The organism is Kribbella sp. NPDC003505 (assembly GCF_040610875.1).
Taxonomy (GTDB): Bacteria; Actinomycetota; Actinomycetes; order Propionibacteriales; family Kribbellaceae; genus Kribbella.
Window position 1 is genome coordinate 94,581 of sequence record NZ_JBEXNA010000013.1, and the last position, 19,919, is coordinate 114,499.

Genomic DNA, 19,919 nt, shown 5'->3' on the forward strand with positions numbered 1-19,919 from the left:
ATGCGTATCCGCCGGGTAGTGATCGTTTCCGCGCTGGCCTCCGTCCTGCTCGCGGGCTGCTCAGGTCCCGGGTCGGAGACCGCGCCGAGCGTCCCGCCGCTGGTGTCGACGAGCGCGCCGCCGTCGGAGACGCCGTCGGAAACGCCGTCCGCGACGCCGTCCGAGACCCCGAAGGTCGCGGACACGTTGTGCACGCGGATGGATCCCACGGTGGTGCAGACGGCGCTCGCGGTGCCGGTCGCGACCATGCAGCCCAGGAACCCGCCGGCCGAGTTCGGCGTCCCGACGTACGACGTCTGTCAGTTCACGCTCGGCTCCGGCCCGAAGGCATCGGTGCTGCGGGTCGGCGTGTCGGTGCTCCCGGCCACGGCGGCCACCCTGACGGCGATCCAGAAGGCGTACGCCGCACACCCGCGTGAGCCCGCCAAGCCCGCCAAACTCGGGCAGGGCGGCTTCGGGACGGGCACGTTCGTGGTGTTCCTGCTGGACGGCAAGCTGTACAAGCTCACCGGGCCGCAGGCCACCCTCGCGAAGTACGTTGCCCTCGGCCAGGAGGTCGTCCGGCAGGCCCCCGGGCTGGAAGAACCCGAGCGGCTGATCACGCGCCCCGAGTGTGACCGCGGTTCGCGGGCGGCGGAGAAGGTGATGGGCGCGCCGCCGGTGGCCCGGCGCGACGGTGAGACCCTCGTGGGCGACCTGGTCTGCGGGTGGATCGGCCCGGCGGGCGCGCTGTCCACCTCGGTCCGCCGGGAGCCGGACGCCGAAGCGCTGATGGCGCCGATCCGCAAGGCCCCGACCTCGCAGTCGATCCCGCTCGGCGACGAGGCGTACGTCGACACCGCCACCGGCCGGACGACGATCCGCGTCGGCGACGACAAGCTGGTCGACCTGGTGCCGCTCCCGGAGCGCGCGGTCAACCCGGACCTGATGACCCAGTTCGCGCTCGCGATGTCCCCGCTCTACACCCGCTGAGCCGCGATCGTGGCGATGGCCTCGGCGATCTCGGTCGGGTGGCGGGCGGCGTAGCCGAGGACCAACCCGGGAGGGTGCGGGAGCTGGCAGTGCCACGACAGCGGGTGGGTCTTCACCCCGGCGTCCAGCGCAGCCGCGGCCAGGGCGGTGTCGTCTCCGGTCTCGAAGGTGATGGTGAGATGCAGCCCCGCGGCGGCGCCGTGGATGGTGGCCTCAGGCAAATGGTCGCGAATGGCGGTGACCATCGCGTCGCGGCGGACCCGGTGCCGGCGACGGAGGAAGCGCAGCTGGCGTTCGAGTTCGCCGGACTCCATCAGGTGCGCGAGGGTGAGCTGCGGCAGGCTCGCGTTGCCGAGGTCGGCCAGCCGTTTGCGGGCGATCAGCTCTTCCTTGTAGCGCGCGGGCGCCAGCATCCACCCGATCCGCAGCGCCGGGGCGAGCAGCTTGGAGACACTGCCGGTGTAGATCACCTGGTCGGGCAGCATGGCGCGGAGCGCGGGCACCGGCGGGCGGTCGTACCGGTGCTCGGCGTCGTAGTCGTCTTCGATGATCAGCCCGCCGTCGGCCGCCCACCGGATCAGCTCACGCCGGCGCTCGCCGTCCAGGACGACACCGGTCGGGAAGTGGTGCGCCGGCGTCGCCATCACCACGCTCGCGCCGGACTCCCGCAGTACGTCGACCCGCAGCCCGCGGTCGTCGACCGGGATCGGCGGGGTCCGCATGCCCCAGTTCTGCAGGTGCTGCCGGGAGCCGAGCGAGCCGGGGTCCTCGACCGCGATCGCGTGCACGTCCTCCTGGTCGAGCAGCTGCGCCACCAGCCCGATCGCCTGGGCCACACCGGCCACGACGATCAGGTCCTCCGGATCCGCCGCGATCCCGCGGTACTGCGCCAGCCACGCCGCGATCGCGCGGCGCAGCGTCGGCGTCCCGGCGGGGTCGCCGTACCCGAACTCGGTCGAGGCCAGGTCCGCCAGCACGGCTCGCTCCGCGCGCAGCCAGGCGCTGCGCGGAAACGCCGCCAGATCGGGCACGCCTGGCGTCAGGTCGATCCGCGACGGCGCCTCCCGCAGGCTGTCGAAGATGTCGAGCCCGGCCTCGCGCAGGTTCGGTGCAGGAGGACAGGAGGTGTCGGCCTCTGAGCCCCTTGCGCGCAGCGCGCCAGGCGGGCGGGCCGATGTACGTAGAGGTGTACGTCCTGTCGAGCGGTCCACGCCGGGCGCGGCGACGACGACCGTCCCGGAGCGGCCGCGCCCGGCGACGTGGCCGTCCTCGCTGAGGCGTTGGTAGGTCTCGGTGACCACGCCGCGCGAGATACCCAGGTCGATCGCGAGGGTGCGGGTCGAGGGGAGGCGGGCGCCGACCGGCAGGTGGCCGGTGGAGATCGCCGAGCGGAGGCGCTCGGTGAGCCAGTCCGCGAGGCCGCCGGGCGGCGCCTCGCCCGGGTCGAGCTGGAGGAAGTCCGCCCCGCCTTTGGACCTGCCACTTGCCGCCGGATTGGACCTGTTCACAGGACCATTGTGGCGCGACCGTGGAGCTATGGGAATCGACTACGTCCACGGCTACACCCCGGCGGAGACGCGCCGGCTGACCGACCAGGCCGGCACGCTGGCCGACCTGCTGCACGGTGGCACCAGCTACCCGCCGGGGAGCAGGGTCCTGGAGGCCGGCTGCGGAGTGGGCGCGCAGACCGTGCAGCTCGTCACCCGGAGCCCGGGCATCGACCTGGTCTCGATCGACATCTCCGAGGCGTCGCTCGCCCAGGCCAAGGCGCGGGTCGCCGAACAGGCGCCGGAGGCGACCGTCGACTGGCGGCACACGGACCTCCACGACGTTCGCGGCGAGAAGTTCGACCACGTCTTCGTCTGCTTCGTCCTGGAGCACCTCGCCGACCCGGCGGCCGCTCTCGTCCGGCTTCGTGGCCTGCTGAACCCGGGCGGCACGATCACCGTGATCGAGGGCGATCACGAATCCGCCTTCTTCCACCCGCGCAGCTCGCGCGCCCAGGCCGTCATCGACTGCCTCGTCGACCTCCAGGCCGCGGCGGGCGGCGACTCGCTCATCGGCCGCCGGCTGCAGCCGTTGCTGGAGCAGGCCGGGTACGACGACGTGCAGGTCGGGCCGCGCACCGTGTACGCCGACCGGACCCTCCCGCATCTCGTTGACGGCTTCACCCGCAAGACGTTCATCGCGATGGTCGAGTCCGTGCGCGACCGCGCGATCGAGGCCGGCCTGCGCACCGCGGCCGAGTGGGCCGCGGGCGTCCGCGATCTCGAGAAGTCCGCCGAACCCGGCGGCACCTTCCACTACACGTTCTTCAAGGGAGTGGGCCGGACATGATCGCCCTCCTCGTGCTGATCGCCCTGGTCTGCTGGGGCCTGAATCGCAACCGGCGCAGGCAGTTGCGGCCCACGGTGGGCGGCGTCACCGATCGCGATCTCGAACGGCTGGTCGACGAATTGCGGACGCGTTCATGAACTCCTGGTACACAGGAGGGTATGGCACCGACCGAACAGCTCGAGATCGAGACGAAGTACGACGTCGACACGAGTGTGATCCTGCCGGCGCTGCACGAGCTGCCGGGGGTCGCCGGGGTCGCCCAGCCGGTGCAGCTCGATCTGGAGGCGGTGTACTACGACACCGCTGACCTCGATCTGGCCGCCCACAAGGTGACCCTGCGCCGCCGCACCGGCGGCGAGGACGACGGCTGGCACGTGAAGTTCCCCGTGTCGTCCGGTGAACGGCTCGAGGTGCGGCATCCGCTCGGCCAGGCCGCGGACGACGTGCCGATCGAGGTGGTTCGTACGGTCCGGGTGTATGTCCGCGATCGGACGCTGATGCCGGTGGTGACGCTGCAGACCCGGCGCGTCGTCCATCGGCTGCTCGACGCCGACGGCAACGTCCTCGCGGAGATCGCCGACGACTCCGTGACCGCGACGGTCGGGGGCAGTGAGCCGCAGAGCTGGCGGGAGTGGGAAGTCGAGCTCGTCGGCGGGGACGGTTCTCTGCTCGAGGGCGCGGGTGAGTTGCTGACGAGTGCTGGTGCCCGGCCGGCGAGCGGGCCGAGCAAGCTCGCCCGGGCGCTCGGCGACCGCGTCCCGGCGTACGAGGACTGGACGTTGCCGAAGAAGCCGCGGACATCGGACCTGTTCCGCGCGTACGCCGGCGCGCAGGTGCAGGCGATCCGCGAGCGGGACCCCGAGGTACGGCGGGACGTCGAGGACTCGATCCACAAGTTCCGGGTCGCCACGCGGCGGCTCCGGTCGGCGCTGGCGACGTACCGGCCGGTCATCGACCGGGCTGCCGGCGACTCGTTGCGGGCCGAGTTGAAGTGGCTGGCGAGCGAGCTGGGGGTGGCTCGGGACGCGGAGGTGCAGCGCGAGCACTTCGCCGCCGAGGTCGCCGAGCAGCCGGTCGAGCTGGTGATGGGGCGGGTGGCCGGACGGATCGACGACCACCTGCGCCAGGTGTATCGCGACGGGCGCGCCGGAGCGCTGGAGGCGTTGGAGAGTCTGCGGTACTTCCGGCTGCTCGATGCGCTCGACGAGCTGGTCGCGAAGCCGCCGGTGATCGGCGACGACCGCAAGGCGAAGAAGCAGATCGGCGAGTTGCTGTCGCACGACTACCGGCGGATGCGCAAGGCTGTGCGCCGGTCGGAGGCCGCGCCGACGGTCGCGGAGCGGGATCACGAGCTGCACGAGGTTCGTAAGGCCGCCAAGCGACTGCGGTACGCCGCGGAGTCCGCCGTACCCGTGCTCGGCCACCACGCCGCGACCCTGGCCGCCCGTGCCGAAGAGGTGCAGGAGATCCTCGGCGAGCACCAGGACTCGGTCGTCTCCCGCGAACTCCTCCACCGCCTGGCCCTCGAGGTGTACGCCGAGGGCGGCAACCCCTTCACCTACGGTCGCCTGCACGCGGCGGAAGAAGCCCGCGGCAACGCTGCCCGCGAAACCTTCTACAAGCTCTGGCCCACCCTGAAATTCAAGCTCTGACAAACAGGTGCGGGCGGTCAGGTGCTCGCCTACCTGGCCGCCCGCGGTTCGGGTGGAAAGGGGGCTGTCAGGCAGGTCCGCGTCGATTCAGCAGGGCCTGCCTGACAGGTCTCTAGTGCTGGACCGCCTTCTCGGCGCCGGCGCCGGTCAGCGAGCGGACCTCCATTTCGGCGAAGCGGTCGACGTCGACCTCTTCCTTGCTGGTCACGGTGCCGAGCCAGCCGAGCAGGAACGCCAGCGGGATCGAGACGATGCCGGGGTTGTCCAGCGGGAACCAGTGGAAGTCGATGCCGGTGTCGGTGATCATCGACAGGCTCTTGCCGGTCTTGGCGTCGACCTTGCCGGAGACGACCGGGCTGAACACGATCAGGATGATCGTCGAGGCCAGTCCGCCGTAGATGCTCCACAGCGCGCCGCGGGTGTTGAAGCGCCGCCAGAACAGCGAGTACAGGATCGTCGGCAGGTTCGCACTCGCCGCGACCGCGAACGCGAGCGCCACCAGGAACGCGATGTTCTGGCCGTTCGCGAAGATGCCGCCGATGATCGCGACGATGCCGATCACGACCGCGGTGTACCGCGCGACCCGGACCTCGCCGTCGCCGGAGATCTGGCCCTTCTTGATGATCTGGCCGTAGATGTCGTGCGCGAACGACGTGCTGGCAGTGATCGTCAGACCGGCGACCACGGCCAGGATCGTGGCGAACGCCACCGCCGAGATGACGCCGAGCAGTACCTCGCCGCCGAGCTCGAAGGCGAGCAGCGGCGCGGCCGAGTTCGCCTTGCCCGGGGCCGCCTTGATCGCGTCCGGGCCGACGATCGCGGCGGCGCCGTACCCGAGGACCAGCGTGAACAGGTAGAAGATGCCGATGATCCAGATCGCCCAGCTGACGCTGCGCCGCGCCTCCTTGGAGTCCGGCACCGTGTAGAACCGCATCAGCACGTGCGGCAGGCCGGCGGTGCCGAGGACGAGCGCGAGCGCGAGTGAGACGAAGTCCAGCTTGGTGATGCCCGTGGCGCCGTACTGCAGGCCCGGGCTCAACAGCTTCTCGCCGGCCGCCGGGCTGTTGTCGACCGCAGCGCCGAGCAGGCTGGACAGGTTGAAGGTGTACTTCGCCAGCACCCAGATCGTCATGATCCCGGCGCCGATGACGAGCAGCACCGCCTTGACGATCTGGACCCAGGTGGTGCCCTTCATGCCGCCGACGAGCACGTAGGTGATCATCAGGATGCCGACCACCGCGATCACGATGCTCTGCCCGGTCCGCCCGGAGACACCGAGCAGCAGGGCGACCAGACCCCCGGCGCCGGCCATCTGCGCCAGCAGGTAGAAGAAGCAGACGCCGAGGGTCGAGATCGCGGCCGCCATCCGGACCGGCCGCTGCTTGAGCCGGAACGACAGCACGTCGGCCATCGTGAACCGGCCGGTGTTCCGGAGCAGTTCGGCGACCAGCAGCAGCGCGACCAGCCATGCCACCAGGAAGCCGATGGAGTACAGGAAGCCGTCGTACCCGTTCAGCGCGATCGCGCCGGCGATGCCGAGGAACGACGCGGCGGACAGGTAGTCGCCGGAGATCGCGATGCCGTTCTGCGGGCCGGTGAACGACCGGCCGCCCGCGTAGAAGTCGGCCGCGGTCTTGTTGTTGCGTGACGCCCGGAACACGATCGCGAGAGTGGCGACCACGAACAGGCCGAAGATCACGAAGTTGACGGTCGGGTTACCGATGTCGGTTGCCAGTGGCAACATCAGCGGGGCGGTCACTGCGGTTCTCCCTCGATCTGGTGGCGCAGCTTCTCGGCGTCCGGGTCGATCCGCCGGTCGGCCCAGCGGACGTAGATCATCGTGATCGCGAACGTCGACACGAACTGCCCGAGCCCGAACAGCAGGGCGACGGTGATGTTGCCGGCGACCTTGGTGGACATGAAGCCGTGTGCGTAGTCGGCGAGCAGGACGTAGACGAAGTACCAGACCAGGAACAGAGCGGTCATCGGGAACACGAAGCGCCGGAACCGGCGACGCAACTCGGAGAAGTCCGGTGACAACTGGACATCCCGGTACGTCGTCAGCTCGCGATCGCGCATGTCACTCATCGCGGGACCTCCAAGACGGGGGGATCGCCGGGCGGTTTGGAGCCGGCTGTGCCCGTACTGTGGCCCGCGTCACGCCCCGCCCGACAGCACCAACGCGCGTCGAGCGCTCAGCGGAGCACACCAGTCGCTCGGTGGATCGCTCAACTGCGGTAAGCGGTAGGAATCACACGACGAACGGTCTCATCGGGACGGCAGCCCGCGGTCGACGTCGACGGCCTCCGGGGTGTGCAGGCGGACCATCGAGCGGGCGGCGCCGGCCGGGATGCGGTGCGGGGTCAGTTTGGAGACGACGATGACGGTGACGAAGGCGAGCGGCATCGTCCACGCGGCCGGCTGACCGACGAGCGCCCGCGGCCAGCCGCCCTGCGGTGCGCCGGCCACGTTCACCAGCGCGGCCGCGCTGGCCGCGATGCCGCCGACCACCAGGCCGGCCGCGGCTCCCGTCGTCGACATCCGCCGCCACCAGATCCCCAGCACCAGCAGCGGGCAGAACGTCGACGCGGCGACCGCGAACGCGAGTCCGACGGTGTCCGCGAGGCTCAGCGACCCGGTCACCGTGAACGCCAGATACGGCACGATCATCGAGATCAGCGCCGCGATCCGGAAGCTGTTCACCGCGACGTAGTCGCCGCCGGTCCACCGGTGCAGCCGGCTGCGCAACAGGTCCTGGTCGATCACTCCGGCGATCGCGACGGTCAGCCCCGACGACGTCGACAGGAACGCCGCGAACGCACCCGCCGCGACCAGCGCGCCGAGCAGATCCCCTGTGGTGCCAGGGAAAACCCGGCCGGGCAGCTCGAGGACGACGGTGTCTCCGCCGGTCGTGACCAGGTCCGGCGCGAACGTCCGCCCGAGGACGGCGTACATCGGCGGGAAGAGGTAGAACAGCCCCAGCAGCGCCAGGACGACGACGGTGGTACGCCGGGCCGCGCGCCCGTCGGGGTTGGTGTAGAAGCGGACCAGGACGTGCGGAAGACCCATCGTCCCGAAACAAAGGGCCAGGAGCAACGAGTACGTCGCGTACAGCGGGTGGTCGCGGCCGCCCGCGCGCGACAACGGCTCGGCCCATTCGGCGGCGGCTCCGTGCAACGAGTCCAGGACGCCGACCGGCTGGTGCCACATCAGCAGGATGACGAAGATCGGCGTCGCCAGGGCGGTCAGTTTCAGCCAGTACTGGAAGGCCTGGACGAACGTGATCGACCGCATGCCGCCCGCGGCCACGTTGATCACCACGATCACCGCGACGATCGCCGCGCCCACCTGTGGCGGTGCACCCGTGACCGTCTGGACCGCCAGCCCGGCGCCGTGCAGCTGCGGAAGTAGGTACAGCGTCCCGATACCGACCACCAGCCCCGCGCAGATCCGGCGGACAGCGGCAGACTCGAAACGGGTCTCGGCGAAGTCCGGCAACGTGTACGCACCGGACCGGCGTAGCGGAGCGGCAACGAGGACCAGAAGCATCAGATAGCCGACCGTGTAGCCGACCGAGAACCACAGCATGTCGGCGCCGTTCACCAGGACCAGCCCGGCGACACCGAGGAACGACGCGGCCGACAGGTACTCGCCGCTGATCGCCGACGCGTTCCAGCGTGGGCTGACGGCGCGGCTGGCGACGTAGAAGTCGCTGGTGGTTCGGGAGATCCGCAGACCGAACAGCCCGATCCCGATCGTCGCCACGACCACCAGGCCGATGGCGGTGAGGCTGAGCGCCGGCGACATCGTTACTGCCGCCCCACGAACTCGGTGAACTCGGCCTCGATCCGCTCGGCGTTGCGGACGTAGATGCGCGCGGCGACGTACACCACCGGGTACACCAGGATGCCGAGGATCACCCACGGCAGCGGCAGGCCGAAGACGGACAGCGTGCGGGCCGGCGGGACCAGCCAGAACAGCAGCGGGATACTGCCCAGGACGAGTACGACGCCGCCGATGACAGCCAGTGTGAGCCGGAGCTGGGACTGGATCAGCGACTGCATGTAGACCTGGCCGAGACGGGTCTGCTCGTCGATCTCCCGCGTGCCGGTGGGCATGATGGGCCGCCGGGCCGCGCTGGTCCGGGGGCTGGTGACGCGGACCCTGCGCGGTCCTTCCGGCGTACTCATGTCAGCTCGGCCTCAGCTCACTTCAACGAGGTCGAGCGGACCAGGAGGTCACGCAGCTCGCGGGTGTGCCGGCGGCTGACCGGGAGCCAGTCGTCACCGACCCGGACCGAGCAGCGGCCCCCGTCCACCCGCATCTCGTCCACGTGCTGCAGGGCGACCAGGGTGCTCCGGTGGATGCGGGTGAAGCCGGCGTCCCGCCAGCGCTCTTCCAGCGTGCTGAGCGGGATGCGGACCAGGTGTGAGTTCTGGCCGGTGTGCAGGCGGGCGTAGTCGCCTTGCGCCTCGACGTACCGGACCGTGGAGCGCTGCACGAACCGGGTGACGCCGGCCAGCTCCACGGCGATCACCTCGTCCTCCGACTCCTCCGGCGACTGCAGGCCGATCGGGGCGCCCTGGGTGACGACCCGGCGGACGGCCTCGGCCAGCCGCTCCTGCCGGACCGGCTTCATCACGTAGTCGGTGGCCTCCAGGTCGAACGCCGCCACCGCGTGCTCGTCGTACGCCGTCACGAACACGATCTGCGGGCGGCTGGCGAACTTCGAGAGCACCCGGGCCAGGTCGATCCCGTCCAGACCGGGCATCTTGATGTCGCAGAACACCACGTCCAGGTCGGTGTCCTGCAGGATCTTCAGCGCCTCGGCTCCGTCCGAGGCCGTCCGGATGGGGCCGATCCGGGGGTCCTGCTGCAGCAGGTAGACCAGTTCGGCCAGGGCAGGCTCCTCGTCGTCGGCGACCAGCGCACGCAGGGGAGTGTCGGCCATACAGCGAACACTAGAAGACGAGCGGCCTCTACGTCAGCATGCGCGGTGGGTGGTCGGGACGGTGTTCCCAGCGCAGCCGGTGCGAGCCGTAGCCCGCCGCGTGTACGCCGTCGTGCCCGCGTGGCCGGCGGCAGTAGTAGTACGGCGAATACAGGTCCTTGCAGGAGTCGTCGTGGCTCGTGTAGGCGAACTCGAGGTCCAGCCGGCTGTCGCTGGTCATGGCAGGCGCTCGGTCATGGTCCGCAGCGTCGGCGCCGGCGGGAGCCGGTTGGTGCCGGCTCCCGCCGCGCTGCCGGCTACTTGATCATTCCGTGCGGATCGAGCACGTACTTGCGGGCCGCGCCTTTGTCGAACTCGGCGTACCCCTGGGGTGCGTCGTCGAGCGAGATCACGGTGGCGTTCACGTTCTTCGCGATCGGCGCCCGGTCGTGCAGGATCGCCTGCATCAACTGGCGGTTGTACCGCATCACCGGGCACTGCCCGGTGGTGAACGACAGCGACTTCGCCCAGCCGAGGCCGAGGCGGATCGACAGCGAACCGGTCTTCGCCGCTTCGTCACTGGCCCCGGGGTCACCGGTCACGTAGAGCCCCGGGATGCCGACCGCGCCACCGGCCCGGGTGACGTCCATGACCGTGTTCAGCACCGTCGCCGGCCGCTCGGCCTGGGCGTCGCTGCCGTGGCCGTGCGCCTCGAACCCGACCGCGTCGATCGCACAGTCGACCTCGGGCTCGCCGAGGATCTGCTCGATCTGGTCCTTCGGATCGCCCTGGGACACGTCGATCGCCTCACATCCGAAGGAGCGTGCCTGGTCGAGCCGGTCCTTCTGCAGGTCCGCCACGATGACGACCGCCGCGCCGAGCAGCAGTGCGGCCGTGGCCGCGGCCAGTCCGACCGGGCCGGCGCCCGCGACGTACACCGTGGATCCGGTGCCGACACCGGCGGTGACGGCGCCGTGGTACCCGGTCGGGAAGATGTCCGCCAGCATCGCGAGGTCGCGGATCTTCGCCATCGCCTGGTCCTTGTCGGGGAACCGCAGCAGGTTCCAGTCGGCGTACGGCACCAGCGCGTACTCCGCCTGACCGCCGACCCAGCCGCCCATGTCGACGTAGCCGTACGCCGACCCCGGCCGGTCAGGGTTCACGTTCAGGCAGACTCCGGTCTTGCCCTCCTTGCAGTTGACGCACCGGCCGCAGGCGATGTTGAACGGCACCGACACCAGGTCGCCGGTCTTGATGAACTCGACGTCCCGGCCGACCTCCACCACCTCACCGGTGATCTCGTGGCCGAGCGCGAGCCCGGGCGGCGCAGTGGTCCTGCCGCGCACCATGTGCTGGTCGCTGCCGCAGATGTTGGTCGCCACGACCTTCAGGATCGCTCCGTGCGGAATCTGCCGGCCGACGTTCGCGGGGTTGACCCCCGGCCCGTCCTTGAGTTCCAGGGTCGGGTAGTCGATGGTCTCGACCGCCACGGAGCCTGGTCCCTTGTAAATGACTGCCCTGTTTCCTGGCATGAGGGCCCCTCTTCTCCAGGATCTTCCACCGCGCGACGGTGGAAACGTCCACTACCGCGGGCCGCGATCGCCATGGGGGAGAGACAAGGCGATCCGGTCGTCGCCTGCCCCGTCGATGTCAGCGGGGGATGGTGCCGACGCTAGTCCGACCGGCCAGAACCGTCAACAAAACAACGCACTCTACGGCGAGGCATGCACTCCTGAGGAGTACTTGGGGATCCGGAAGATCACCTTGGTGCCTGCGTCCACAGCGGTCTCCACGACCAGCCCGTAGGCGTCGCCGTACACCTGCCGCAGCCGGGCGTCGACGTTGCCGAGGCCGACCGAGTCACTGCCCGACTCGCCGGCCAGGGCGGCCCGGATCACCTCCGGGTCGCTGCCGGAGCCGTTGTCCTCGACGCTGATCTCCGCCTCGTTGATCTGGTCCCGGGCGCGGATCGTGATGTGGCCGACCCCCGTCGTACCTTCCAATCCGTGCCGTACGGCGTTTTCCACGAGCGGCTGGACGACCAGGAACGGGATGACCACCGGCAGTACCTCAGGGGCGATCTGCAGCGACACCTTGAGACGGTCGCCGAAGCGGGCCTGCTCCAGCACCAGGTAGCGCTCGACGTTGCGGAGCTCGTCCGCGAGCGTGGTGAATTCGCCACCACGCCGCAGGGCGTAGCGGGAGAAATCTGCGAACTCCAGCACGAGCTCACGCGCCCGCTCCGGGTCTGTGCGGACGAACGACGCGATGGCCGCGAGAGCGTTGTAGATGAAGTGCGGGCTGATCTGAGCGCGCAGTGCGCGCAACTCGGCCTCCATCGCGCGGGTGCGCTCCTTGTTGAGCTCTGCGAGCTCCACCTGGCCGGAGACCCACCTGGCGACCTCCTCGGTCGCTCTGACGAGCGCTGCGGAGGTGTTGTTGCTGTACGCGACCAGTACGGCGACCACGCGCTCCTCAGTCACGATCGGCGCCACGACGGCAGCACGGATCGGGCACTGCGGGTCGCCGCAGGCCACGTCGTGCGCACCCAGGACTGCCGTCCGGCCGGAGCGGAGCGTCACCGCGGCGAGGTCCTTGGCGTCGCGGCGGTGGTTGCTCTCGTACGGTCCGCCGACGCCGTCCCAGGCCAAGACGCCGGAGGAGTCGCAGATCGCGATCGCCGCCGTACCCAGGAGGTCTCTCAGGTGGCGACTGGCCTTGCCGGCCGCGGCGGGTGTCAGACCCTCGCGCAGGTGCGGGCTGGCCAACGAGGCGGTATGCAGGGTCGCGTACGTCGCCTTGTCGGCCGGAGTCCCGAAATGCTTCCGCCGGCGCGTGAACACTCCATGACGGTAACTGCTCAGGCCTCCACGCGCGGCCTGAACGCCTCGAGCGCCTCCGTGTCGGAGTAGGTGTGCAGGAGGTACTCGTCGACCCACTCCGCCCGTCCCGGGTACGCCGACGCGCTGACGATCTGCTCCGCGGCCTTGGTCGCGTCCAGCGGTGCACGGCGCAGCTGTACGCCGTCCTGGGTGAGGAGCGCCCAACTCGGACCAGGGGCGCCGTACGGCATCCCGACGCTGCCGGCGTTCATTACCAGCCGTCTGTCGACCTGCCGTGCGAACGGCATGTGCGTGTGCCCGCAGACCACCGTCCTGACGTTGTCCGGCAGCCCGCTGAACACCTCAGCCCACCGGGAGATCGGACTGTCCACCAGGACCATCTCCTCGTCGTCGCGCGGAGTGGCGTGGCAGAACAGCACGTCCCCGATCGTCACCGTCGTCGGCAGTCCGGCCAGCAGCTCGACCTGGTCCGGCCTCAGCTGCTCGCCAGCCCACGGACTGACCGCGTCCGGCGGCTGCTTGTCGAACTGCCCGCGAGCCATCTCCACGAGCTCCCGGTCCGCGTTGCCGCGCACCCACACCGCCCGGTCGCCCAGCGCTGCCAGCACATCCAACGTCTCGACAGGCTGCGGTCCACTGGCGATGTCCCCGGCCAGCACGATCCTGTCCGCGGCCTGGACGTCAGGCTCGGCCAGGACCGCCTCCAGCGCAGGCAGCACGCCATGGATGTCAGCCAGGACAGCAACGGTTGTCATAGCTGCAGTCTGCCGTGCAAACCCCTACGGCGAGGCCTGATCTGCCCAGGGCAGATCAGGCGCCGATCAACAGCTCACCCTTGGCGAGCGGCGTGGCCAGTTCGCACGCTCCGGTCGAGATGGTGCAGCGGACGATCGACGCCGCGGTGCCCTCGCCGGTGTCAGCAAGCAGCAAGAGGTGCTCGTCGTCCTCCGGGACCCACTGCCGGAACACGCCGGACCACTCGTGCAGGAGCGTGCCCTTCTTGGCGTCCAGCACCGCCGCGATGCCGTTGCCGTACCCGTCCTGGTAGATCGGGCCGGCGATCGCGGTCGCGCCGTCCGGTGTGAAACCGACGATCTGGTAGTCACAGGTGCGCCACAGGCGCTTCCCCGTCGGGACGGTCAGCAGGCTGCTGCAGCTGTTCTGGTCGGACAGCGTGGTCAGCGAACCCGCCGTACCGACGCTGGACACCGCCATCGCCTTCGGGATCGGCTTGACGAGCGTGGCTGCCGGTTGACCGGGCGTCCACTCGTACAGAGTGCTCGTGCCCTCCTGGGTGGTCGACGCGTCGAAGTAGACCTTGCCATTGAGGTAACCGAGCAGCGTGGTGTTCCAGATGCCCGGGACGGTGACCTTGTGGATGCTGTCGCTCTCTGCGTAGACGGTCGCCCCAGGCAGGTCCTCACCGGTGTCCTTCAGCTGCGTCGCGACGTACGCCGCGGCGGTGCTGTCCTCGGTGGTGGCGATCTGGGTGACGTCCGGCGTCCGCCGCGTGACCTTGCCCCCGGAGTCGATCGTCAGCATCTCGGTGCCGTAGCCCTTGGTGACCACGGCGAGGGCCGACGAGCGCAGCCGTGCGACCTCCTGGATCTGCGCGTTTCCCGGAACCTTGACGTCGCCGCCGGCGCCGCCGCGGATCGTGCGGCCGGCCAGGTACGCCACCTGCGGCGCCCGGCCCGTGGTGAGCTTCTGCAGGTCGATCTTGGTCTTCACCGGCCCGGCGGGAGTGCTCGTCGACGGGGTCGAGGGCTTCGGCGTGGCGCTGGTTTTCGTCGGCTCCGTGGTCATGGGCGTCGTCGGTGAACTGGACAGCGGGGCAGCGTCGGCGGTGGCGGCCGTGCGCGGTCCCTGGCGGTACGCGAGTGCCCCGCCGGTCGCCACCGCGGCGACGGCGATCGCGGCGACGATGATCACGAGTCGCCTGTTCGTGTGCCGCATCGACACGCTCCTGTCCGTTGTCGGTCTGTCCACCTCTTCGACGCCGGACGGCCCCGGTTGGTTGGATCAGGTGCCGATCCGCAGCGCCTTGTCGGTGCTGATCGAGGTGGCGAGCTCACAGGCGCCGGTCGTGATCGTGCAGCGGATGATCGCGCTCTTCGTCCCCGGGTCGCCGCCGCCTCCGGAGGCCACGGCCACGATCAGCACGTGCTGGTCGTCCTCGGCCACCGACTGGTGGAAACAGCCCTTCCACTCCCGGATCAGTTTGCCGGTCGTGACGTCGAGCGCGACCTGCGCGGTGTCGCAGTACCCGTCGCCGTACGCCGATCCGCCGATCGCCGTGCTGCCGTCCGGGGTGAACCCCGACACCTGGTTGTCGCAGGTCCGGAACAGCTGCCGCCCGCTGCCGACCTCGACGATGCTGGAGCAGCTGCCGCTGTCGTTCAGGGTTCCCATCGACGCGGCGACCCGGCCGTTGGCGGACACGGCGGTCGGTGAGACCACTGTCTTGACCTTGACGCCGGCCGCCGCACCAGGTGTCCAGGAGTACAAGGCCCAGGCCCCGTCCTCGCTGCTTGCGGCCCGGTAGTAGACCTTGCCGTCGGCAAAGGCGAGCACCTGCAGGTTCCAACTGTCCGGCAGCTTCAGGGACTTGAGCGAGCTGGTGGTCTCGGCGTACACCGTCCCGCCCTTGGTCGCCTGGCCCATCGAGCTGATCCGGGCCGCCGCGTAGGCCGCTGCGGACTGGTCGCGGGTGGTCACCAGCGAGGTCACCCCCGGCGTACGGCGCACGACCTTCGCGTTCTCCGTCTTGAGCAGCTCGGTGCCGTCGTTCCCGTCCTGGACGATCGCGAGCACATCCGCGTCCAGGCGGCCCAATGCGATCACTCCGCCGGTCCCCGGGAGCTCGACGACCGAGCCGGACCCGCCGCGGACCTCGCGGTCGACGAGGTAGGGCACCTGCGGTTCACGGCCCTCGGAAAGCTTGCTCACGGTCAGCGTGACCTTGGTGGGGCCGGTGGCCGTCGCGCTGGGACTGGACGTCTTGGCGGTCGGCGGCGTCACGGACGGCGTCCGGCTCACGATCGGGGTGCGACTCGCGGCCGGGATCGGAGTCGGAGCCGGAGTCGGAGCCGGAGTGGGGGTCGGGCTCGGGGACGGCGAGCCGCTGAGCGGCGCGGCCAGGCCCTCGGCCTCGGCGGGACCCGTGCGATACGCCAGCGCACCGCCGATCGCGACCGCCGCGACCGCGATCGCGCTGACCAGGATCACCAGCCGCCTGTTCGTGTGCCGCATCGGCGGGCCCCCTCCGTTGTCCCCCATGAATTGCCCTTCTGACGTCGCGGGCGGCCGGTTTGTTCGGTGCGGCGAACGGGTCGCAGAACGGATCGAGCATAATTACGCCATGGACCAGCCACCCCGGATCGGCCGGTACTCCCTGGTCCGCCGGGTGGGTGCCGGTGGTTTCGCGACCGTTTGGCTGGCGCGCGACGAGCAACTCGACGCCGAGGTGGCGGTCAAGATCCTGTCCGAGAACTGGGTCGAGGACGAGGATGTCCGCCGCCGGTTCCTGGCCGAGGGCCGGTTCCTGCGCAGGGTCGACTCGCTGTACGTCGTCGGCGTGCACGACATCGGCGAGGCCGACGACGGCCGCCCGTTCATGGTGCTCACCTACGCCGACGGCGGCACGCTCGCGGACCGGATCAAGGCCGGCCCGCTCGAGTACGCCGAGGCGGTCCGGATCATCACCCAGGTCGGCCGCGGCCTGAAGCACCTGCACGCGCGCGGAGTCCTGCACCGCGACGTGAAACCGGCCAACGTCTTGTTCCGCACCGACCCGAACGGCGACCGCGCAATGCTGTCCGACCTCGGGCTGGGCAAGTCGCTCGCCGAGGTCTCTCGCATCACGATGCCCGGCGGTACCCCGGCGTACGTCGCTCCCGAGCAGGTCATGGGCGAGCGGCTGGACCACCGCGCCGACTTGTACTCGCTCGGCGCGGTCGCGTACGCCGCCTTCACCGGCCAGGCACCGCACGGCGTCGTCAGCCTCGGCGCCGTGATGCAGATCGACGCGCCGCCGCCGTCGATGACCACTCTGCGCGAGGACGTGCCGGACGCGATCGACGTCGTCGTACGGCGCGCGCTGGAGCCGGACCGCGACAAGCGCTGGCCGGACCTCGACAGCTTCCTCAACGCCCTCCGCGAGGCCCACACCACCGGCAAGGTCCCACCAGGCCTGGTACCAGCCGCCGACATGCCCACCCCACCCGCCACCACCGGCCCGGTCGACCAAGCCACCGCACTGGCCAGCGCAAACCAGTCCACCGTCGCCGTGAAGCCCAAGCGCGGTCGCCGGGCCGTTGTCCTCACAGCCCTCACAGCAGTCGTCCTGGCAGCAGCCGGCGGCTACGGCGGCTACCAGTACGTCCTCACACGCCCGGTGAGGGTGGAGAGCGGACAGTTGTCCGTAGTAGTCCCACGGCAATGGGGCCAGCAGGCTGCGGGTGACCAGTCGCTGCTGGTCAGCACGAACACGTCGACCTGGCGGACCAATCCGGATACCGAGGGCGTCTTCGTGGGTCTGGTGAACGCCACCGAGCTGCCGACGACCGCTACTCCTCCCGAGGGCTGCACCGGAAGCACCCCGGAGACGTCCGGGGGTGTCGCCACCTTCAGGTACAACTGCAACGACGTGCCAACCGTCATCGAGCAGTACCGGAAGGTGAACGACACGACTCTGCTTCGGGTTCAGGTCCGCGACGACAACCCGAAGCAGCGGCAGGAAGTGCTGGACTCCGCGAAGTACTCCTCCTAGGGGATCAGGGACGTCAGCGACGAGATGGTTGCCTTGTGCATCCTGGGGATGACGTTCAGCGTGGCGGGGTCCGACGCGTACAGGTACGAGCCGGACTCGTAGACCAGATACGCCGTCCCGTTCAGCTCCGTGATGCCCTCAGTCATGCTCGGTGCGCGGAAGCAGCTGAGCGCCGCGGCGTCCAGGTCCTTCTGGCCGCGCTTCACCACGTAGATGTTGCTGCGGTTCCCGCGTCCGTACGACGTGCTGTAGATGAAGTGGTTGGCGGTGACCGTCAGTCCCTGTGTCTTCGTCGGGATCTCCCAGGCGCCGGCCACCGTGGTCAGCGTGCCGTCGTCCGCGATCTTGTACTCGTACATGGTCCCGCGGCCGTCCGCGTTGAACGTCCCGGAGAACAACGAGTCCCCGTAGCTCCCCATGAACGACGAGCCGGCCACGTCGCGCGCCGTACCGACCTGCGCGAGGTACGGCGTACCAGCGGCCTTCAACGCGTCCCGCAGCTCCGTCAGCCGGTACTTGCGGATGCTGCTGCCTTGGCCGGACACGAACGCCCAGCCCTTGCTCACGGTGATCCCGCCGACGTGGGACTCGGCGATCGCGACCACACCGACCGTCGAGCCGGTGGACGGGTCGATGCCGTAGATCTGCGAGTCGGCTCCGTCGCGGTACGCCGCGATCAGGACCAGGTTCTTGCCGGAGCCGTCCCAGTTGTACCAAGTACCGGCGCCCTGCGGGGTGTGCGTGCCGAGGTTGGGAATGCTCGCGCTGTTGCTGAACCGGGCGTCGTACTTGTACGAGGCGGACGGTCCGTCGTAGAAGGTCGACCCTCCACTGGTGGAGGTGTCGCAGCTGATCGCGGCGTGCGCCGGCGTGGCCGCCGTGAGTGCCGCGGCCAGGACCGTCATGACGATGGCAAGGGGGCGCTTGACCATGGTGATCCTCTTCGATTGTGGGCGGAAACCTACGAGATTTTCAGAGTAGATCGCCAATGAGTAACGCGCGAGGGCTGACTGGGCGTCGGTTCGCCGAACGGACGCCGTACGGTTGTCGCATGACCGATCTGTCCGCGGCGATCGACCGCGTTCTGCCCAGTGTCCGTGCCGACCTCGAGGACCTCATCCGGATCCCTTCGGTCAGCTACGACCCCGCCCGCGCGGCCGATGTCCAGCGGTCCGCGGAGGCGACCGCGGCGTTGTTCGAGGCGGAGGGCTTCGCGGCGAAGATCGTCCGGGTCGGCGACGGTGCGCCGGCGGTGATCGCGAAGAAGCCCGCCCCGGCCGGCAGGCCGACCGTGCTGCTGTACGCGCACCACGACGTCCAGCCGACGGGGCCGGTCGAGCAGTGGACGTCCGACCCGTTCGAGCCGACCGAGCGCGACGACCGGCTGTACGGGCGGGGCGCTGCCGACGACAAGGCGGGGATCGCGGCGCACCTGGCCGCCGTACGGGCCTTCGGCAACGACCTCCCGGTCGGCGTAACGGTGTTCGTCGAGGGCGAGGAGGAGATCGGCTCGCCGACCCTGCTGCAGCTGCTGGACGAGTACTCCGAGGAGCTCGCCGCGGACGCGATCGTGATCGCCGACTCCGGCAACTGGGAGGTCGGACGGCCGGCGCTGACGGTTTCGCTGCGCGGCCTGGTCGAGACGTACGTCGAGGTCCGCACGCTCGAGCACGCGGTGCACTCCGGCCTGTTCGGCGGGCCGATCCCGGACGCCCTGTCCGCGCTGATCCGGCTGCTCGCCACGCTGCATGACGACAAGGGCGACGTCGCCGTCGACGGTCTGCACGCCTCGCGGGCGGCGGATGTGACCTATCCGGAGGACCGGCTGCGCGCGGAGTCCTCGGTGCTCGACTCGGTCCGGCTGACCGGTACGGGCTCGCTCGTCGACCGGCTGTGGACCCGGCCGTCGATCTCCGTGGTCGGCATCGACGCGCCGTCGGTGGCCGAGGCCAGCAACACGTTGATCCCGGTCGCCCGCGCCAAGATCAGCCTGCGGGTCGCCCCGGGCGACGACGCGGTGAAGGCCAGCGCGGCGCTGACCGAGCACCTGGAGCGCAACGTCCCGTGGGGCGCGCAGCTGACCGTCACCGAGGGCCAGACCGGTCAGCCGTGCAGCGTGAACGCCCGCGGCGCCGGCTACGAGGCGGCCCGGTCGGCGTTCCAGGAGGCGTGGGGCGTCGAGCCCATCGACATGGGCATGGGCGGGTCGATCCCGTTCATCGCGGAGTTCCAGCAGGCCTTCCCGGAGGCCACGATCCTGGTCACCGGCGTCGAGGACCCGGACACCCGCGCGCACGGTATCGACGAAGGTCTGCACCTCGCCGAGTTCCGCAAGGTCTGCCTCGCGGAGGCCCTGTTGCTGCAGAACCTCGCAAACCAGGCGTGACCCACCTTTCCGGCGACCCAGTGTTTGG

Annotated in this window: 19 protein-coding genes; 6 read left to right on the forward strand and 13 right to left on the reverse strand. The window is 70.0% G+C overall.

Features of this window, described 5'->3' with window-relative positions; genetic code table 11:
* Positions 1 to 972 (forward strand): hypothetical protein, encoded by a 972-nt coding sequence (locus ABZX12_RS34950; RefSeq protein WP_355699718.1) that lies wholly within the window; start codon positions 1 to 3, stop codon positions 970 to 972.
* Here the strand turns inward: ABZX12_RS34950 and ABZX12_RS34955 are convergent.
* Entirely contained in the window at positions 960 to 2,480 is a 1,521-nt protein-coding gene (locus ABZX12_RS34955; RefSeq protein WP_355699719.1) for a PLP-dependent aminotransferase family protein, read from the reverse strand. The genes ABZX12_RS34950 and ABZX12_RS34955 overlap by 13 nt on opposite strands.
* Positions 2,481 to 2,508: 28 nt before the next feature.
* Between ABZX12_RS34955 and ABZX12_RS34960 the strand changes: the two genes are divergently transcribed.
* The 3 genes from ABZX12_RS34960 to ABZX12_RS34970 are packed head-to-tail and all read left to right on the forward strand — an operon-like array spanning position 2,509 to position 4,961.
* Positions 2,509 to 3,309, forward strand: coding sequence for a methyltransferase (locus ABZX12_RS34960; protein ID WP_355699720.1), 801 nt, complete (start codon positions 2,509 to 2,511; stop codon positions 3,307 to 3,309).
* Positions 3,306 to 3,446, forward strand: a complete 141-nt coding sequence (locus ABZX12_RS34965; RefSeq protein ID WP_355699721.1) for a hypothetical protein — start codon at positions 3,306 to 3,308, stop codon at positions 3,444 to 3,446. The genes ABZX12_RS34960 and ABZX12_RS34965 overlap by 4 nt, the downstream gene beginning before the upstream one ends.
* A 21-nt stretch (positions 3,447 to 3,467) precedes the next feature.
* The gene (locus ABZX12_RS34970; RefSeq protein ID WP_355699722.1) at positions 3,468 to 4,961 is read left to right on the forward strand and encodes a CYTH and CHAD domain-containing protein; all 1,494 of its coding nucleotides are present in this window, start codon (positions 3,468 to 3,470) and stop codon (positions 4,959 to 4,961) included.
* A gap of 112 nt (positions 4,962 to 5,073) precedes the next feature.
* On the opposite strand, the gene ABZX12_RS34975 is transcribed toward ABZX12_RS34970, so the two are convergent.
* The 11 genes from ABZX12_RS34975 to ABZX12_RS35025 all read right to left on the reverse strand — a co-directional run bounded on the left by ABZX12_RS34975 (position 5,074) and on the right by ABZX12_RS35025 (position 15,986).
* Positions 5,074 to 6,705 (reverse strand): cation acetate symporter, encoded by a 1,632-nt coding sequence (locus tag ABZX12_RS34975; protein ID WP_355699921.1) that lies wholly within the window; start codon positions 6,703 to 6,705, stop codon positions 5,074 to 5,076.
* 11 nt (positions 6,706 to 6,716) lie between these two features.
* Positions 6,717 to 7,049 carry a DUF485 domain-containing protein gene (locus ABZX12_RS34980; RefSeq protein WP_355699723.1) on the reverse strand — a complete coding sequence of 111 codons (333 nt, stop codon included), beginning with the start codon at positions 7,047 to 7,049 and terminating at the stop codon, positions 6,717 to 6,719.
* Between the two features lie 180 nt (positions 7,050 to 7,229).
* Entirely contained in the window at positions 7,230 to 8,768 is a 1,539-nt protein-coding gene (locus ABZX12_RS34985; protein WP_355699724.1) for a cation acetate symporter, read from the reverse strand.
* A gap of 2 nt (positions 8,769 to 8,770) precedes the next feature.
* On the reverse strand, positions 8,771 to 9,151 hold the full coding sequence (locus tag ABZX12_RS34990) for a hypothetical protein (RefSeq protein ID WP_355699725.1): 381 nt from the start codon (positions 9,149 to 9,151) through the stop codon (positions 8,771 to 8,773).
* A 17-nt stretch (positions 9,152 to 9,168) separates the two neighbouring features.
* Positions 9,169 to 9,912 carry a LytTR family DNA-binding domain-containing protein gene (locus tag ABZX12_RS34995; RefSeq protein WP_355699726.1) on the reverse strand — a complete coding sequence of 248 codons (744 nt, stop codon included), beginning with the start codon at positions 9,910 to 9,912 and terminating at the stop codon, positions 9,169 to 9,171.
* A gap of 28 nt (positions 9,913 to 9,940) precedes the next feature.
* Positions 9,941 to 10,132: a hypothetical protein gene (locus tag ABZX12_RS35000; RefSeq protein ID WP_355699727.1), complete on the reverse strand. Its 192-nt coding sequence runs from the start codon at positions 10,130 to 10,132 to the stop codon at positions 9,941 to 9,943.
* 76 nt (positions 10,133 to 10,208) lie between these two features.
* Positions 10,209 to 11,423, reverse strand: coding sequence for a formaldehyde dehydrogenase, glutathione-independent (fdhA, locus tag ABZX12_RS35005; protein WP_355699728.1), 1,215 nt, complete (start codon positions 11,421 to 11,423; stop codon positions 10,209 to 10,211).
* A gap of 180 nt (positions 11,424 to 11,603) precedes the next feature.
* Positions 11,604 to 12,734, reverse strand: coding sequence for a histidine kinase (locus tag ABZX12_RS35010; protein ID WP_355699729.1), 1,131 nt, complete (start codon positions 12,732 to 12,734; stop codon positions 11,604 to 11,606).
* A gap of 17 nt (positions 12,735 to 12,751) precedes the next feature.
* Complete coding sequence (locus tag ABZX12_RS35015) at positions 12,752 to 13,489, reverse strand: metallophosphoesterase family protein (RefSeq protein ID WP_355699730.1); 738 nt, start codon at positions 13,487 to 13,489, stop codon at positions 12,752 to 12,754.
* Positions 13,490 to 13,544: 55 nt separating this feature from the next.
* Entirely contained in the window at positions 13,545 to 14,690 is a 1,146-nt protein-coding gene (locus ABZX12_RS35020; RefSeq protein WP_355699731.1) for a hypothetical protein, read from the reverse strand.
* Positions 14,691 to 14,756: 66 nt separating this feature from the next.
* Positions 14,757 to 15,986, reverse strand: coding sequence for a hypothetical protein (locus ABZX12_RS35025; protein WP_355699732.1), 1,230 nt, complete (start codon positions 15,984 to 15,986; stop codon positions 14,757 to 14,759).
* 109 nt (positions 15,987 to 16,095) lie between these two features.
* On the opposite strand from ABZX12_RS35025, the gene ABZX12_RS35030 reads away from it, so the two are divergent.
* Positions 16,096 to 17,505 carry a serine/threonine-protein kinase gene (locus ABZX12_RS35030; RefSeq protein WP_355699733.1) on the forward strand — a complete coding sequence of 470 codons (1,410 nt, stop codon included), beginning with the start codon at positions 16,096 to 16,098 and terminating at the stop codon, positions 17,503 to 17,505.
* Here ABZX12_RS35030 and ABZX12_RS35035 read toward each other — a convergent pair.
* Complete coding sequence (locus ABZX12_RS35035) at positions 17,502 to 18,437, reverse strand: hypothetical protein (RefSeq protein ID WP_355699734.1); 936 nt, start codon at positions 18,435 to 18,437, stop codon at positions 17,502 to 17,504. The two genes, ABZX12_RS35030 and ABZX12_RS35035, sit on opposite strands and share 4 nt — an antisense overlap.
* Positions 18,438 to 18,556: 119 nt before the next feature.
* On the opposite strand from ABZX12_RS35035, the gene ABZX12_RS35040 reads away from it, so the two are divergent.
* The gene (locus tag ABZX12_RS35040; RefSeq protein ID WP_355699735.1) at positions 18,557 to 19,891 is read left to right on the forward strand and encodes a dipeptidase; all 1,335 of its coding nucleotides are present in this window, start codon (positions 18,557 to 18,559) and stop codon (positions 19,889 to 19,891) included.
* Positions 19,892 to 19,919 lie beyond the last annotated feature (28 nt).

What these genes read in the sequence shown, in the direction of transcription:
- ABZX12_RS34950 (WP_355699718.1), top strand. Translation starts at nt 1, where the DNA reads ATGCGTATCCGCCGGGTAGTGATCGTTTCCGCGCTGGCCTCCGTCCTG.
- ABZX12_RS34960 (WP_355699720.1), top strand. Translation starts at nt 2,509, where the DNA reads ATGGGAATCGACTACGTCCACGGCTACACCCCGGCGGAGACGCGCCGG.
- ABZX12_RS34965 (WP_355699721.1), top strand. Translation starts at nt 3,306, where the DNA reads ATGATCGCCCTCCTCGTGCTGATCGCCCTGGTCTGCTGGGGCCTGAAT.
- ABZX12_RS34970 (WP_355699722.1), top strand. Translation starts at nt 3,468, where the DNA reads ATGGCACCGACCGAACAGCTCGAGATCGAGACGAAGTACGACGTCGAC.
- ABZX12_RS34975 (WP_355699921.1), bottom strand. Translation starts at nt 6,705, where the DNA reads ATGTTGCCACTGGCAACCGACATCGGTAACCCGACCGTCAACTTCGTG.
- ABZX12_RS34980 (WP_355699723.1), bottom strand. Translation starts at nt 7,049, where the DNA reads ATGAGTGACATGCGCGATCGCGAGCTGACGACGTACCGGGATGTCCAG.
- ABZX12_RS34985 (WP_355699724.1), bottom strand. Translation starts at nt 8,768, where the DNA reads ATGTCGCCGGCGCTCAGCCTCACCGCCATCGGCCTGGTGGTCGTGGCG.
- ABZX12_RS34990 (WP_355699725.1), bottom strand. Translation starts at nt 9,151, where the DNA reads ATGAGTACGCCGGAAGGACCGCGCAGGGTCCGCGTCACCAGCCCCCGG.
- ABZX12_RS34995 (WP_355699726.1), bottom strand. Translation starts at nt 9,912, where the DNA reads ATGGCCGACACTCCCCTGCGTGCGCTGGTCGCCGACGACGAGGAGCCT.
- ABZX12_RS35000 (WP_355699727.1), bottom strand. Translation starts at nt 10,132, where the DNA reads ATGACCAGCGACAGCCGGCTGGACCTCGAGTTCGCCTACACGAGCCAC.
- fdhA (WP_355699728.1), bottom strand. Translation starts at nt 11,423, where the DNA reads ATGCCAGGAAACAGGGCAGTCATTTACAAGGGACCAGGCTCCGTGGCG.
- ABZX12_RS35015 (WP_355699730.1), bottom strand. Translation starts at nt 13,489, where the DNA reads ATGACAACCGTTGCTGTCCTGGCTGACATCCATGGCGTGCTGCCTGCG.
- ABZX12_RS35020 (WP_355699731.1), bottom strand. Translation starts at nt 14,690, where the DNA reads ATGCGGCACACGAACAGGCGACTCGTGATCATCGTCGCCGCGATCGCC.
- ABZX12_RS35025 (WP_355699732.1), bottom strand. Translation starts at nt 15,986, where the DNA reads ATGCGGCACACGAACAGGCGGCTGGTGATCCTGGTCAGCGCGATCGCG.
- ABZX12_RS35030 (WP_355699733.1), top strand. Translation starts at nt 16,096, where the DNA reads ATGGACCAGCCACCCCGGATCGGCCGGTACTCCCTGGTCCGCCGGGTG.
- ABZX12_RS35035 (WP_355699734.1), bottom strand. Translation starts at nt 18,437, where the DNA reads ATGGTCAAGCGCCCCCTTGCCATCGTCATGACGGTCCTGGCCGCGGCA.
- ABZX12_RS35040 (WP_355699735.1), top strand. Translation starts at nt 18,557, where the DNA reads ATGACCGATCTGTCCGCGGCGATCGACCGCGTTCTGCCCAGTGTCCGT.